This window comes from Collinsella sp. AF11-11 (assembly GCF_003465485.1).
Taxonomy (GTDB): Bacteria; Actinomycetota; Coriobacteriia; order Coriobacteriales; family Coriobacteriaceae; genus Collinsella.
Map to the genome: position 1 here is coordinate 188,654 of NZ_QSAS01000002.1, position 14,857 is coordinate 203,510.

At 60.1% G+C, this 14,857-nt stretch carries 12 protein-coding genes and 1 riboswitch; of the genes, 6 read left to right on the forward strand and 6 right to left on the reverse strand.

Going from position 1 to position 14,857, the window contains the following annotated elements:
• Positions 1–2: 2 nt before the first annotated feature.
• Complete coding sequence (gene thiM / locus DWV58_RS02300) at positions 3–842, reverse strand: hydroxyethylthiazole kinase (protein WP_117776042.1); 840 nt, start codon at positions 840–842, stop codon at positions 3–5.
• A 51-nt stretch (positions 843–893) separates the two neighbouring features.
• Positions 894–1,004, reverse strand: a riboswitch (TPP riboswitch).
• 162 nt (positions 1,005–1,166) lie between these two features.
• On the opposite strand from thiM, the gene DWV58_RS02305 reads away from it, so the two are divergent.
• The 4 genes from DWV58_RS02305 to DWV58_RS02320 all read left to right on the forward strand — a co-directional run bounded on the left by DWV58_RS02305 (position 1,167) and on the right by DWV58_RS02320 (position 5,728).
• Positions 1,167–2,075 (forward strand): HAD-IIB family hydrolase, encoded by a 909-nt coding sequence (locus DWV58_RS02305; RefSeq protein WP_117776043.1) that lies wholly within the window; start codon positions 1,167–1,169, stop codon positions 2,073–2,075.
• Positions 2,076–2,085: 10 nt separating this feature from the next.
• Entirely contained in the window at positions 2,086–2,982 is an 897-nt protein-coding gene (locus DWV58_RS02310) for a LysR family transcriptional regulator (protein WP_117776044.1), read from the forward strand.
• A gap of 155 nt (positions 2,983–3,137) precedes the next feature.
• Positions 3,138–4,271 (forward strand): 5-methyltetrahydropteroyltriglutamate--homocysteine S-methyltransferase, encoded by a 1,134-nt coding sequence (locus DWV58_RS02315; protein WP_233504005.1) that lies wholly within the window; start codon positions 3,138–3,140, stop codon positions 4,269–4,271.
• A 122-nt stretch (positions 4,272–4,393) separates the two neighbouring features.
• The gene (locus tag DWV58_RS02320; RefSeq protein ID WP_117776046.1) at positions 4,394–5,728 is read left to right on the forward strand and encodes a uracil-xanthine permease family protein; all 1,335 of its coding nucleotides are present in this window, start codon (positions 4,394–4,396) and stop codon (positions 5,726–5,728) included.
• Positions 5,729–5,788: 60 nt separating this feature from the next.
• Here the strand turns inward: DWV58_RS02320 and DWV58_RS02325 are convergent, their stop codons facing one another.
• The 4 genes from DWV58_RS02325 to DWV58_RS02340 form a co-directional block, all read right to left on the reverse strand.
• Entirely contained in the window at positions 5,789–6,454 is a 666-nt protein-coding gene (locus tag DWV58_RS02325; RefSeq protein ID WP_117776047.1) for an alpha/beta hydrolase, read from the reverse strand.
• 207 nt (positions 6,455–6,661) lie between these two features.
• Positions 6,662–8,452 carry a carbohydrate-binding domain-containing protein gene (locus DWV58_RS02330; RefSeq protein WP_158558693.1) on the reverse strand — a complete coding sequence of 597 codons (1,791 nt, stop codon included), beginning with the start codon at positions 8,450–8,452 and terminating at the stop codon, positions 6,662–6,664.
• Between the two features lie 271 nt (positions 8,453–8,723).
• Positions 8,724–10,499, reverse strand: a complete 1,776-nt coding sequence (locus tag DWV58_RS02335; RefSeq protein WP_158564506.1) for a carbohydrate-binding domain-containing protein — start codon at positions 10,497–10,499, stop codon at positions 8,724–8,726.
• Positions 10,500–10,706: 207 nt separating this feature from the next.
• Complete coding sequence (locus DWV58_RS02340) at positions 10,707–12,020, reverse strand: NCS2 family permease (RefSeq protein WP_117776049.1); 1,314 nt, start codon at positions 12,018–12,020, stop codon at positions 10,707–10,709.
• 193 nt (positions 12,021–12,213) lie between these two features.
• Here DWV58_RS02340 and DWV58_RS02345 point away from each other — a divergent pair, with 193 nt between their 5' ends.
• Together DWV58_RS02345 and bsh are read left to right on the forward strand one after the other, a co-directional pair.
• Complete coding sequence (locus tag DWV58_RS02345) at positions 12,214–12,633, forward strand: peptide deformylase (protein WP_117582872.1); 420 nt, start codon at positions 12,214–12,216, stop codon at positions 12,631–12,633.
• A 131-nt stretch (positions 12,634–12,764) separates the two neighbouring features.
• On the forward strand, positions 12,765–13,730 hold the full coding sequence (gene bsh, locus DWV58_RS02350; RefSeq protein ID WP_117582873.1) for a choloylglycine hydrolase: 966 nt from the start codon (positions 12,765–12,767) through the stop codon (positions 13,728–13,730).
• A gap of 102 nt (positions 13,731–13,832) precedes the next feature.
• On the opposite strand, the gene DWV58_RS02355 is transcribed toward bsh, so the two are convergent.
• Positions 13,833–14,744, reverse strand: coding sequence for a DMT family transporter (locus tag DWV58_RS02355; RefSeq protein WP_117582874.1), 912 nt, complete (start codon positions 14,742–14,744; stop codon positions 13,833–13,835).
• Between the last annotated feature and the right edge of the window lie 113 nt (positions 14,745–14,857).

Here is a 14,857-nt window from a genome sequence, read left to right on the forward strand (position 1 = left end):
GCTTATGCCTCCTCGAGCTCGAGTCGGTTATCGGCAATGTCCTGGGCGGTCGCGCGGTAGAGCTCGTCGATAAAGGTGACCTTAAAGCTTGCCGGGGCATCGGCGACAGCGGCGGCACGCGTGCCGGCAACGTTGTAGACGGCGGCACCGCAGACGGCTGCCGTAAACGGATCGGCGGCGCAGGCATACACGGCCAGCACGCCGCCCTGCGAGCAGCCGCAACCGGTGATCTTGGACATGAGCGGGCTGCCGCCGTGGGACTTGGCCACGGTTGTGCCGTCGGTAATCAGGTCGACTTCGCCCGAGACCACAACGGCGCCGCCGGTGTAGCGGGCGAGCGCCACGGCGGCATCGCGGGCAGCGTCTACCGTGTCGGTGGTATCGACACCGCGTACGCGGCTCAGGTCGGCCGCCTCGCCCTCAAGGCCCCACAGGCCGGCGAGTGCGATGATCTCGGAGGCGTTGCCGCGCACGATGGCGGGCTTGTACTGCTTGAGTTCGCCTACCAGCTGGGTGCGCAGGCTGCCGATGCCCAGGCCCACCGGATCGAGCACCCAGGGCTTGCCGGCGTCGTGTGCCGCCTTGGCCGTGCGGGGAATCGTCTGCTCGTAGATGGGGAAGAGCGTACCCATATTGAGATAGATGGCGCCGCCGCCGGCAACGAGTGCCTCGCCCTCGTCGGGCAGATAGACCATGGCGGCCGATCCGCCCACGGCGAGCTGTGCGTTGGCGACAAAGTCAATCGTCACCGTGTTGGTGATGGAGCCTGCCATCGGATTGGTGGCGCGAATCTCCCCCACGGCCTTGACCACATTTTGCTTAAGCTGTTTCGAATCGATCACTGCACATGCCTCCTTGGCATAGAAAAGGGGCGCTGTGCATAGACAGCGCCCCTAAAAAGGCGGCATGCTCCCTACGCCAGCATTAACTGACAGGTTCAAAGGATTGGGCCCCATGCCCTCTCAGCCTTGTGGTTTGCACCGCCGGCACTCCCGCATCGAATCTGTTGACCCTATACTAGCGCACCTGCCAAAAAGGGACAGGTTTATTTTGGCAGGTAACAACTGGGGCTTTGCGTTTCCCCAGATAAAACCTGCCAAAATAAACCTGTCCCTTTTTGGCAGGTCGGTACAATAGACGGGATAAAGAATGACCGAGGGGGCCTTATGATCAAACTTGTGCTGACCGATATGGACGATACGCTGATTCCGGCCGGGCATGACGGCGCCAGCGACTATGCCATCGAGGGCATTCATGCCATGCAGGCGGCGGGTCTGCACTTTGGTCCGGTTTCGGGTCGTCAGCCGTCTGCGATGGGCTGGATGTTTAAAAATCGTTCCGAGTGCTATTCGACCGGCGCATTCTGTAACGGCCAGGTCATGTTTGTCGACGGCGAGGCGGTCGCCTCGCGTGCGACCGATAGCGACGCACTAATGCGTTTAGCCGCCTATCTGGAAGAAGAAACCGACGATACCTATCTGAAGGTCTACAGCTTAGGTGATGACTTTTGGGATAACGATGCCTATTGCGTGACACGTGATGCCGAGCGTGTGCGTCGCGCTATGGAATCGGGCGGCAATGCGTGGCTCAAGGGCGAAGAGGCCCCGTGCCGCCCTGTCGTCGATGATGCGCCGGTGTTCAAGGCGAATATCTGGAGCGCCCGTTCGCGTGAGGAGCTCGCGGAGCTACGCGAGCGCGTTGCCGCCGAGGTGCCGGAGCTCTCGCTTGTGTTTCCCAACAACCGTGTGCGCCTGTTCGACATCCTTCCGGCTGGTTGGGACAAGGGCTGCGCTGCGCTGGAGCTGGCGCGCGCTTTGGGCCTAACGCCCGACGAGGTGGCCGTATTTGGCGATTCCGATAACGACCTGCCCATGATCGATGCCGTTCCCAACTCCGTTGCGGTCGCCAATGCCAACGAGGCCGTCACGGTTGCCGCACGCTGGCATATCGGCGCTGCGGCAGACGATGCGGTTGCCGCAGCGCTGCATCAGATTGCCGCCTGCGCCGCGACGGGGGAGATGCCGTCGTTTATGCGTCAGGCAGATGCGGCGGGTTCGGGTATCGCGGACGTCTAGGGAGGCCATCATGAAGCTCCAGCAGCTCAGATATGTCGTTAAAGTTGCCGAATGCGGCAGCATCACCGAGGCCTCGCGCCGGCTCTTTGTGTCGCAGCCTTCGATTACCGCGTCGATCCGCGATCTCGAAAACGAGATGGGTGTGCACATCTTTGAGCGCACCAACAAGGGCGTCATTGTGTCCGAGGAGGGCGAGACCTTCTTGGGCTATGCGCGCCAGGTACTCGACCAGGCCGACCTGCTCGAGGGCAAGTACAAAGGCACGTCCGAGCAGGTGCCGCACTTTAGTGTGAGCTGCCAGCATTATTCCTTTGCCGTTAATGCGTTTGTCGATGTAATCCGCGAGTTCGATGCCGCGCGCTACGACTTTACCCTACGCGAGGAGCAGACCCACGAGATTATCGAGGATGTCGCGCACATGAAAAGCGAGCTGGGCATCCTATATCTGTCCGAGCACAACCGCGAGGTCATCGAGCGCATGCTGGCGGCCAACGAGCTCGTGTTCGAAGGGCTCTTCTGTGCCACGCCGCATGTCTTCGTCTGCGCCGACCATCCGTTGGCGGACCGCTCCAGCGTGACGCTCGAGGATCTGGAAGACTACCCGTTCCTGTCCTATGAGCAGGGCAGCTATAACTCGTTTTATTATTCCGAGGAACTGACCTCGACCTTTGAGCGTCGCAAGAATATCCGCGTGCGCGACCGTGCGACGTTGTTCAATCTGGCCATGGGCCTTAACGGTTACACGGTTTGTTCGGGCGTGATCAGCCATGAACTTAACGGCCCCGGCATTATCTCCATTCCGCTCGATGTAGACGAGTACATGGAGATCGGCATCATCACGCGCAAGAACACGACACTTACGCGCTACGGGCAGGCCTATATCGAAGCGATTCGTCAGCACATCTAGATTGCTGCGTTCTGCACGGGTCAAATCTCTTTATGGCAGTCCAAACTGATATAGGAAGCATCTATATCAAACTGTTATAAACATATATTTTACGATGTCCATATGAGCGCTCATACTCTGTCCCAGTAAAGCAACCAATGCAAAGGGAGATATCTATGAGCACTTCGATTCAACCGAACGCGCCGTTTCGTGCCGATATCGTCGGCAGTTTTCTTCGTCCGCAGGCTGTAAAGGACGCCCGTGCCGCCTATGTCGCGGGTAAACTCGACGCTTCCGGCCTTAAGGCCGTCGAGGACGAGGCCATCCGCGACTTAGTGGCCAAGCAGAAGGCTGCCGGCCTGCAGGTGATTACCGATGGCGAGTTCCGCCGCAGCTACTGGCACCTCGATTTTATGTGGGGCCTCAACGGCATTGAGCGCCGCGCCTCGCGCACGGGCTACATGTTCCACGATGAGGAGACTACCGCCGACACCGCCGTGGTAACCGGTCCCATTAGCGGCGAGAATCATCCGTTCGTCGAGCACTTCAAATTTATCAAGTCGCTCGAGGGAGAGGGCCAGGTCGCGCGCCAGACCATTCCGGCGCCGATCCAGACGTTCTCCGAAGTCACACTCGACCGCTGCGATGGCCAGCAGGAGAGTCTGCACGCCGTCTACAAGACCGACGAAGAGCTCGTCGATGCCATTGCCGCAGCATACCGCACCGTGATTGCTGACCTGTATGCCGCGGGCTGCCGCAACATCCAGTTTGATGACTGCACCTGGGGCATCTACTGCGATACCGATTTTGTTGCCAAAACCGGCATGAGCCCGGTCGACCTGCAAAAGGTAAGCGAGCTGGGCGTGGCGCTCAACAATGTCGCCATCGAGGGCAAGCCCGACGATCTGGTTATCAACACGCATGTATGCCGCGGCAACTACCACTCCACCTACGCTTTTGAGGGCGGCTACGACCCCATCGCGCCGTACCTGTTTGCGCATGAGGACGTTGACGCGTTCTATCTGGAGTTCGACACGCCCCGCGCCGGTGGTTTTGAGCCGCTCAAGTACGTTGCTCCCGGCAAGAAGGTCGTGCTGGGCTTGGTGACCACCAAGGCGGCAGAGCTCGAGAACGAGGATGCTATCGTCGAGCGCATCCGCGAGGCGGCAAAGTACGTGCCGCTCGAGAACCTGTATCTGTCTCCGCAGTGTGGCTTTGCCAGCTGCGAGATTGGCAATAAGCTGACCGAGGACGAGCAGTGGGCAAAGATTGCGCTGGTCAGGCGTATTGCCGAGCGCGTTTGGAAATAGCGCTAGCGTTTGCAGGTGGCGGCGCGTGCGAGGTACTGCATATCGCGTACAATGGTTCGGATCGTATCGTTCGGGCAGGTTATCCGATATGCCTGATCGCCCTTCCATTCGAAAGGACTTCCATGTCCCAGTCTTCGACGCCCGCCGTCACCGATGCCATCTACGATGCATCGTCGCTCGGCCGCCCGCGCATGTTTGTGTTGGGTTTGCAACACATGTTTGCGATGTTCGGAGCCACGGTGCTCGTGCCCGTGCTCACCGGCCTTTCCGTTTCGGCGACGCTTCTGTTCGCCGGCATCGGCACGCTGCTGTTTCATTTTCTATCGCGCGGTAAGGTGCCCGCGTTCCTGGGCTCGTCGTTTGCCTTTATCGCGGGTTATGTCGCCATTGCACCCAACGGCGAGGCCGAGCTTTTGCCCTACGCTTGTCTGGGCGTTGCCTGCGCCGGCCTGCTCTATCCGGTGCTGGCAACGCTGTTCCGCGCCTTTGGCGCCAAGCGCGTCATGCGCTTCTTCCCGCCGGTGGTGACCGGTCCCATCGTCATTTCCATCGGCCTGATCTTGGCAAGCTCTGCTATCGCCAACTGCCAGACCAATTGGCTTGTTGCCGTTGTCGCTGTGGCCGTGATCGTCATCTGCAATATTTGGGGGCGCGGCATGGTCAAGATCGTGCCGATTTTGCTGGGCGTTGTGGTGAGCTATGCCGTTGCGGCCGCGCTGGGCGAGGTCGACTTCTCTGGCGTCGCAGCCGCCCCCTGGGTTGGCTTGCCCGTCGTGTGGGACAACACCGTGTTTGCGCTCTTTGGACCGCAGTTCGATAGCGGTCTTGCCACGACGGCCATCATCACCATCATGCCGCTGGCCTTTGCAACTATGATCGAGCATATCGGCGATATCTCCGCCATTGGCTCTACCTGCGAACGCAATTACATTGCCGATCCCGGTCTGCACCGTACCCTGCTCGGCGATGGCCTGGCGACCATCTTGGCATCGCTCTTTGGCGCCCCCGCCAATACGACGTATGGCGAGAATACCGGCGTGCTTGCCTTGACGCGTGTGTTCGACCCACGTGTGATTCGCATTGCCGCCTGCTGCGCCATTGTGCTTTCGTTCTGCCCCAAGTTTGCTGCGGTGATTGCCGCCATGCCGGCATGCGTTATCGGCGGTGTGTCGCTCGTGCTCTACGGCATGATCAGCGCCGTTGGTGTACGTAACCTCATCGAGAACCAGGTTGATTTCCAGAACAACCGCAACGTGCTGGTGGCGGCTCTGGTGCTCGTGCTTTCGCTCGGCATTGCCTACAGTACCGCCGGTGCCATCGTGCTGGAGCTGGGCGGCGTGACGATTTCGCTTTCGGGCCTTGCCGTGGGCTCGCTGGTGGGCATTGTGCTCAACGCCATCCTGCCCGGTAACGACTTTGAGTTCGATACTTCCGAGCTTGAGGAGACTGCTGAATAGCAGCTGCGTTCAGCCAAATTAAAAATGGCGTCCATGCGTATGTACGCGTGGATGCCATTTTTAATGCGTCAGTATCCAGTGGATGCCGCGTGCCATGCGCAGGTCAGTTTGGGTAAAGTGATTGCCGGGGTTGAGCTCCAGCGTTGTTGGAATGTCACGCTCGATAAACAGCTCTTCCATCGCGCGCGTATCGTCGAGTACGTGCCGCATCATGCGGTTGGGCGTCTTGGTTTCCTTTTTGCCGAGTGACAGATAGACGGCGTCGGGCGTAGCTGTCATCGTGCGCTCGCGCGCGTAGTCGATAAAGCCGGGGAACCACAGCGACCCCGATGCACTCGCCGCGCGCTCAAAGACATCTGTTTGCCAAAGTGCCCACAGTGCAAAAAGACCCGCCAACGAGTAGCCGGCAACGCCGCGCCAGGTGGGCGGTTGCGGGAGCGATGATTCGGCCTCTGGGATTATCTGCTTCAACAACTCGTCAAGAAAACCAGCGGCCTGTCCACCAAAGGGCTCGGCATCGCGCACGGTACCGTCGCATACCCAGGGGCTCAGCTCGCGATTCCAGTTGAGGCTGCCAATGCCGACAAGCGTGAAGGGCGGGCAGTTGAGCTCTCGGCAGCGTTCATAAACCTCCGTGCCGTCGCCCATGACCACGGGAAGATAGATGACTGGTGCGCTTTCGGCATGCTGTGCATGAACGGTTATCTGCTTTTGATGCGCTTCCATGACGGGCTTCTCTCGGCGTTGTGATATCGACGGCCCCCATTGTCGCACGCCGGCTCATGCAGGTTGGGCTAGACCAAAGACAATCTCGTGCATACCCTGCGGACGCATATGGAAAACGCCACCGCCGGAGGGGAGCTCGGCGGTGGCGTTGTTAAACGGTGCTGGGACTCGGGGCCTTCGCGGGAGCTGCCATGTGCGCAGAGGCGTCTAAGAGCGCTTGCGGCTCGCCATGGTGCCTGCGGCGATAGCGGCTGTTCCCGCAAGGACGGTTGCCACGATGGCCGCACCCGAGGTGTCGCCGGTTGCCGCGAGCACGCCGGTAGTCTTGGCTTTCGTGATTGAAGCCGCAACGGCCTTGGTCGGCTTTGAGCACTCAGGCTTGGGGTTCTGCTTGGACTCCGCGGGCTTGCTTTCTGCGGGCTTGGTCTCGTCGGGCTTGGGGTCTTCCGGCTTGGCTACCTCGGGAGGTGCGATGACCATGCTCTTGGCGACAGCTTCGTTATAGGGGGAGTCGATCACAGCGTCGCCCGTGCCGATGGCTTGGCCTGCCTCGTAGATGCCGTCACGGAGCTTGCGATAGTCAATGACCTTGCCGCCTTCGGGCGTCTGGATGGCGGCGTTCTCAATCTTGATGGTGCCGATTGTCTTGCCGTCAGCGCTCATGGCACGGGCAAAGATTGCCGCTGTATCTCCTTCGGCCGTTACCTTGCTGCGGATGATCGAGATGACTGCGGGTGTGACGCCCTCGCTGGTCTGGGCGATGATGCCGATGTTCTCGCCTTGGGGCTCGGGGCTCGTCTCACCATCTTGGTTTTCGCTGTAGGGGATGGGGCCGTCGCCGTTCTCGACATAGCGGGCTATGGCCTTGACAACGGAGTCGCTGATGTAGATGTGGCCACCCTCCTCGTTGGGTCGATCGTTTCTGGTGGAGAATGCAGCCGAAACCTCGCCTTCCGCAAACGCGTCCACGGTGGAGCCGTTCTTGACGACGATATCGTCTTGGTAGGTGAAGAGGGCAATGGCGTCACCGTATCTGCCTTTACTTGCGCGGACTGTCACGTTTGCATGATCGAGTGTGATGCCCTTGTGGGCATAGACGCCATATTCAACACCGTTTGCGTTGAGGGAGGCGTTTGTGGCTGCGAGGCTGCCCTTGGCCTCGACGGCGGCGTCTTTCTCGGAGCTCGCCTTGACCTGGCTGCCGTCCGAGATATTGATGTTGCCGCCGCTCCAAATGGCCTCACCATCGGCTGAGCTTGCCTCGACTGTGCCGCCACCCTTGATGGTGAGGTTCTTGTCGGTTCCGATACCCTTGTCCTTGGTAGCCCTGGCGGTGACGGCCCCGCTGTCGTCAATCGTGATATTGCCGTTTGCCCTGATGCCATCCGATACGCCCGTGGCGTTGACGTTGCCCGAACCTTTGATAGCGAGATCGCCCTCGGCGTCGATGGCATCAAACCCAGCGCTCGTGGCGTTGACGGATCCGGCTCCGTCGATGTTGATATTACCCGTGGAGAGGATAGCGTCCTCAGTAGATGTCACGCTGAGCGTGCTGCCCGCGTCGCCTTGGATATTGAGCTCGGCGTTCTCATTCTTGCCATGAGAAGCCTTGATGCCTTCGATCCAGTCGGCAGTGACGATGTTGTTTCCCGAGTAATTCACGTTGAGCTTGCCTGCGGCCTGGATCTCGCCGCCGTTATAGTTGTTGAGCTTCAAGTCGTCGGCGCCGTCCCACGACCAGGTGCCGGTCTCGTCGCCCGCCGCAGTGCCGGCGTTGTATTTGGTTTCGCCGACCTTGACCCATTCCGCCGCGAGCGAGACGCTCGGCATGAGCAGCGAGCTCACCGTGAGCGCGCACACGGCGCCTACGACGATGCGGCGCGTCACGCGGCGCCAGCTGCCGTGCGCGAGTCCTATGCGACGGCGAACGTCGGGTTCGGCAACATGGGTTCCGGCGGTAGTGTCATTGCGTTTGGGGGTCGTGAACAAGGCTGCCATGGTTGCTCCCGTTCTCATAGGGCCTATACGGCTAGGTTCAGCGTATCTGCTGGATGTTGCCGGCGGTAGTGCCGTTTGGAGGGCAAAATGGCCAAAATGGGGGAGAAATAGGCCGCACGCCGGCGCAGGGACCGACGCTAAAAGAAAAGCGCGGGGCCGCATGGCGACTCCGCGCTTTATTGTTCAGCTTTTGCAGCCTTGCCCTTACGCTACGAAGAAGTAGACGGGGAAGGCAAGGGCTGCGATCCACCCGTCCTGTGCGAAAAAGTGTTTACGAACGTTTGCGACTCGCCAGGGCGCCTGCGGCGATGGCGGCTGTTCCCGCAAGGGCGGCTGCCACGATGGCTGCGTTCGAGGTGTCGCCGGTTGCCGCGAGCTTGCCGACGGTCTTGGCTCCCTTGGCTGCAACTGCAACGGTCTTGGTTGTCTTCGTGCCCTCGGACTTGGAACCCTCGGGCTTGGTCTTGCCGTGCTTTTCCTCGGGCTTGGTCTCCTCGGGAGGCACGATGACCGTGCTCTTGGCGACAGCGGCGTCATAGGGGGAGTCAATCGTGGCATCGCCCGTGCCAATGGTCTGCCCCGCCTCGTAGACGATGCCGTCGCTGAGCTCTTCCTTGTTGCGATAGTCAATGACTTTGCCGCCTGCAGGCGTCTGGATGATGGCGTCCTTGATTTCGATGGTGCCGATCGCCTTGCCGTCCGCGCTCATGGCAAGGGCGAAGATAGCCGCCGTGTCTCCCTCGGCCGTGACCTTGCTGCGGACGATCGAGATGGTCGCGGGCGTGATGCCCTTCTCGGTCTGCGCGAAGATGCCGATGTTCAGGCCCTCGGACTCAGGGATGATTTCGTCGTTTTGGTCTCCACTGTAGTGGTCGGGGCCGTCGCCGCCGGTCTCGGCATAGCGGGCTATGGCCTTGACAACGGAGTCGCTGATGTAGATATGGCCACCCGCTTCGCCGGAGTAGAAATTACTGGTGGAGATTGCAACCGAGAACCTGCCTTCTGCGAGCGCATCCACAGTCGAGCCGTTCTTGATGACGATGTCGTCCTCATCGGTGAAGAGTGCGCTGACTTCCCCGCCATCTGAGCTTGCGCGGACCGTCACGGTCGCGCCATCGAGCGTGATGCCCTTGTAGACATAGATGCCATACCCAACGCCACCTGCGTTGAGGGAAGCGTTCGTGACCGTGAGGCTGTTTTTACCGTCGATGGCGGCGTCTTCCTCGGAGCTTGCCTTGACCTGGCTGCCACCCGAGATCTCGATACTGCCGTCGGCCCAAATCGCATTGTCCTCGATAGAGCTTGCCTCTACCTTGCCGCCGCCCTTTATGATGAGGTTCTCGTTAGCATCGATACCCTGATCCTCGGTGGCCTTGGCGGTGACGGTTCCGCTGTTGTCGATCGTGATGTTGCCGTCGGCCCTGATGCCATCCGAATCGCCCGTGGCGTTAACGTTTCCCGAGCTCTTGATGGTGACATCGCCCCCGGCATCGATGGCATCGTGCTCGGTGCTCGTGGCGTTGACAGTGCCAGCGCCGTCGATGTTGATGTTGCCGACGGAAGTGATGGCGTCACGAGAAGATGTCACGTTGAGCGTGCTAGACGCGTCGCCCTGAATATTAAGCTCGGCGTTCTCGTTCGCGCCATCCTTAACCTTGATGCCGCGGCCGTCGTCGTTAGTGACGGTGTTGTTGCCCTCGTAGCTCACGTTGAGCTTGCCCGCTGCCTCGATCGCGCCGCCGTTATAGCCGTTGAGCTTCATGTCATCGGCGCCATCCCATGACCAGGTACCGGCGGCGTCTCCCGTGGGGCCCGCGGCCGCTTCGTGGCGGACGCCGCCAACGTCCACCCACTCGGCTGCGAGCGAGATGCTCGGCATGAGCAGCGAGCTTACCGTAAGCGCGCATACGGCGCCTACAACGATGCGGCGCGTCACGCGGCGCCAGCTGCCGTGTGCGAGCAGCGTGCAACGGCGCAGGTCGGGCTCGACAAAATGGGCTCCAGAGGTTTTGTCATTGCGCTTGGGGGTCGTGAACAAGACGGCCATGGTTACTCCCATCCTCATAGGGCCTATGCGGTTATATCCAGCATATCTGCAGGATGTAGCCGCCGGTAGTGCCGTTTGGAGAGCAAAACGTCCAAAACTTGCGAAGCAATACATCGCGCGTCCGTGTGGTGCCTGGCTTTAAAAGCAAAGCGCGGAGCCGCTCGATGCGACTCCGCGCTTTGCTGTTTGGTATTGCGAATCTTGCGCCTACGCTACAAAGAAGTAGACGAGGAAGGCGAGGGCTGCGATCCACATGAGCGGCTTGATCTTGGAGGCCTCGCCCTTAAAGAGCGCGACGATCACGTAGGCGATAAAGCCCAGGCCAATGCCGGCAGAGATGGAGTAAGTGAAGGGCACGCCGGCGACAATCATGAACGCCGGGAAACCCTGCGACACGTCGGACCAGTCGATCTCGGAGGCCTCGCTCATCATGAGGTAACCGACGTAGACCAGAGCACCGCAGGTGGCGGCGCTGGAAACGATGGTGACGATGGGGGAGAAGAACGCGGCGAGAATGAACAGCACGCCGGTGGTGACAGAGGTGAGGCCCGTGCGGCCACCGTCGGCAGCGCCAGAGGTGGACTCGACGAAGGTAGTGATGGAGGAGACGCCCATAAAGCCACCGGCAGCAGCGGCCACGGAGTCGACGACCAGGATGGGACGGATGTCCTCGACATTGCCGTCCTCGGTCAAGAACTCGCCCTGCTTGGCGACGGCCATCACGGTGCCCATGGTGTCGAAGAAGTCACTCATGAGCAGCGAGAAGGCAACGACGAGCAGCATCGGGTCGGTCAGAACCTTCACGATGGCCATGTTGCCATCGGCGGTGCTGGCAAACGGGGCGCCAAAGGTCGAGAAGTCGAGCGGTGCGATGAGGCCCTCGGGCGCATGGGTGACGCCCAGCGGGATACCGGCGATAACGGCAACGATGATGCCGATGAGCAGCGAGCCCGGCACGTTGCGGGAAGCCAGGGCAACCGTCACGACGATGGAGATGATGCCGACGATAAAGGTGGGGGAGGTGATGTCGCCCAAGCCGACGAGCGTACCGGCGCCAGCGGTGATGATGCCGGCGTCGCACAGGCCGATCATGGCGATAAACAGGCCCAGACCCACCGAGATGGCGTGGCGCAGGACCACGGGGATGGCATCCATGATGGCCTCGCGCAGGCCGCAAAGGACGAGCAGCAAGATGACGATACCTTCGAGGAAGATAACGCTCATGGCAACGTGCCAGTCACCGCCGCACATGGTGGTGGTGATGCCCGCGATCATGGCGTTGATGCCCAGGCCCGACGCGCAGGCGAGCGGGCGGTTGGCGAAGATGCCCATGCAGATGGTCATGATGCCGGCGCCCAGGCAGGTGGCGCAGGCGAGCGCTCCCGCATCGATGCCAGCGCCCGAGAGCACTGCGGGGTTGACGGCGATGATGTAGGCCATCGCCAGGAATGTTGTCAGTCCAGCGCGAAGTTCGGTCCCGATTGTGGACTTGCGCTCACTGACGTGAAATAGTTCGTCCATGCATACCCTTTCCTTGTTCGGCCCCGAGTTTAGGCCGATTGACACGAACTCACCTACTATATCGCCTTTGAAAGGTTGATGTTCCTCGCGTGTTGAAGTTCGGCGCTTTGTAGCAGACGGACGGTATTATTCGCATGAAAATGTGTAGGTACCGTATACTTAAGCGGTTACAACGACCCCTATGGAGGAACGTATGATTAAAGAGCTCTGCCACGACGAGGCTATCCTGTCCCAGCGTTGCGAGGTTGCGACCGTCGAGGACGAGTCGGTTGCTCAGGACCTGATCGATACCATCAAGTCGCTCGACGATGCCGGCTGCCTTGCCGCCAACCAGATCGGCGTTACCAAGAAGGTCTGCGTCTACCTGGACGACGCCGGCGAGCCCCACGTGCTCTACAACCCTCGTCTGGTGTTTGGCCTGGGCGCCAGCAAGATGGAGGAGAGCTGCCTGACGCACGACGAGATCACCAAGTCCACGCGCTACATCAAGTGCAAGGTTGCCTTTGACCAGATCGTCGACGGCAAGATGAAGGAGTGCCGCCGCGATTACGCAGGCTTTGAGGCGCAAATGATCCAGCACATGATTGATCACTGTCTTGGAAAGTTGGTCTAAGGGGACCAAAGCACCGCACCTCGTCGTTTTTAGTCCGGGTATGACATTGTTGTCATGTCCGGACTTTTTTGTTTAGCGCTCCTTTGTTTGGTGACAATGACCTTAGTAAGAATATTGAGCTAGGAGGCGCTATGTGCACGAGCATTCGATTTACCGATAATTCTGGCCACATGTATCTGGGCCGTAACCTCGACTGGAGCTTTGACTACGGCCAACAGGTTCGCGTGATGCCGCGCGGGTTTCACATTCCGTATTCGTTTATCGACGACGCGACAGCGGCACACGCGGTGATCGGCATGTGCATCGATTACAAGAACTACCCCATGTTCTTCGACTGCGGCAACGATGCGGGCCTCGCCGTGGCGGGTCTCAATTTCCCGGGTTATGCCAAGTATGCCGAGGACCCTGTCGACGGCAAGACCAATATCGCGGCCTATGAGTTTCCCCTGTGGGTGGCAGCGACGTTCTCGACGGTCGACGAGGTCGAGGCTGCGTTGCACGATACGGTGATTGTCGCCAAATCTGCCGGAGAGGGGCTGGGCGTGTCGCTGCTCCATTGGATTATCGGCGACAGGCAGCGTAGCATCGTGGTCGAGATGATGGCTGACGGCCTGCACGTATACGACGATCCGGTCGACACCCTTGCCAACCAGCCGACCTTCCCGTGGCATATGGAAAATCTACGCACCTATATCACCGCCACAAGCGATTTTCCGCAGACGGCGACGTGGCGTGGCGCCGAGCTTAAGCCTTATGGTGCGGGTGCCGGCATGCGCGGTATTCCGGGTGACTGCTATTCGCCGAGCCGTTTTGTAAAGGCGGCCTATCTCAATGCCAATTACCCGCAAAAGGAGAGCGAGGCCGAAAACGTCGTCCGCATGTTCCGCTCGCTCGAGGGCGTGGCGATGATCGAGGGGGCGTCCAAGATGGGCGATGGCAAGTTCGAGAAGACGATCTACACCGGATGCTTTAGCGCTCGCACGGGCAATTATTACTATGCGACCTACGACGACCCGTCGATTCGCTACGTGAGCTTGATGGATGCCGAGGGTGCGAGCCCCGATAGGCTCGTGGTTCCCGAGCCGCGTCGCTCGTAGCCGATAGCTTCACTGCAATGCAAAGCGCCCCTGCGTCTCCTGTGAGGTGCAGGGGCGCTGCGACCTGGGCTTTATCCCGCATGCGCCCCGAGAAAATGTCCCTTAAGCGCGTGCCGCCTGGGCGACACCGGCCTTGGCGTTTGCGCGTTTGCCGGCGAGTTCGCAAAAAATCGCGCCGCCGATGATAAGTGCGGCGCCCATCAGGCGGACCGGTGTTATGGCTTCGCCTAAAAGGACGGCGGAGAACACGACGGCCGAAAGCGGCTCGAGGTAGCCAACGACCGCGACGGTCTGGACGGGCAGCTTGGCGACGGCACTAAAGTAGAGTAGGCAACCGATGCCGGTGTTGACGACGCCGAGCATGACGACGGCGCGCCAATCAATACTGGCGGCGACGCCGGCGGACAGGAATGAGGGAGCGCCCTGCGTGATGAGCGTGAGGACCAGCGCGGTCACAAAGGCGGCACTCACCTGGAGCGCGGAGTTCTCGAGGCCTTCGATGTGTGGTGCACCCTTGCTAGCGATGACCATCAGCGCATAGCAAAATGCCGAGGCGATGCCGCAGACGATACCCGCAATGGGCATATTGCCGCCTAGACCTTGCGCTGCAATGAGAAAAGCACCGCAAGCAACGGCGATAAAGCCGGCGATTTTGCCGCCGGTCAGCTTTTCGCCAAAGATGAGCGGGGAGAGCGCCATAACGATGATGGGGCCGCAGTAGTACAGCAGCGAGGATACGCCGACGCCTATCGTCTGATACGCGCGGAACAGAAAAATCCAGCTGGCGCCCAGTGCGGCTCCCGAAAGGATCAGGGCTGCGGCTTCTCGGGGGCGAGATGGTGCTTGCAACGTATGGCGTTGGGTGATGGCGAGGATGGTGACAAGCGAGAAGGCTCCCAGAAAGGTGCGCAGCAGCACGATATCGGAGCTCGGCAGCGCGATAGCCGCGGCGATGATGCCGTTAGAACCAAACAACAACAATGCTGCTAAATACGTAAACAGTCCGTTGTTCATGCGCTGCCATCCCCTCTATATCCGAACATGTTCACTATGGGTGAACTGGCTTTAGAAGAAAAGCGAATATAATGCATGGAAAACATAACAAAAACTCATGCAAGGGTGGGGAC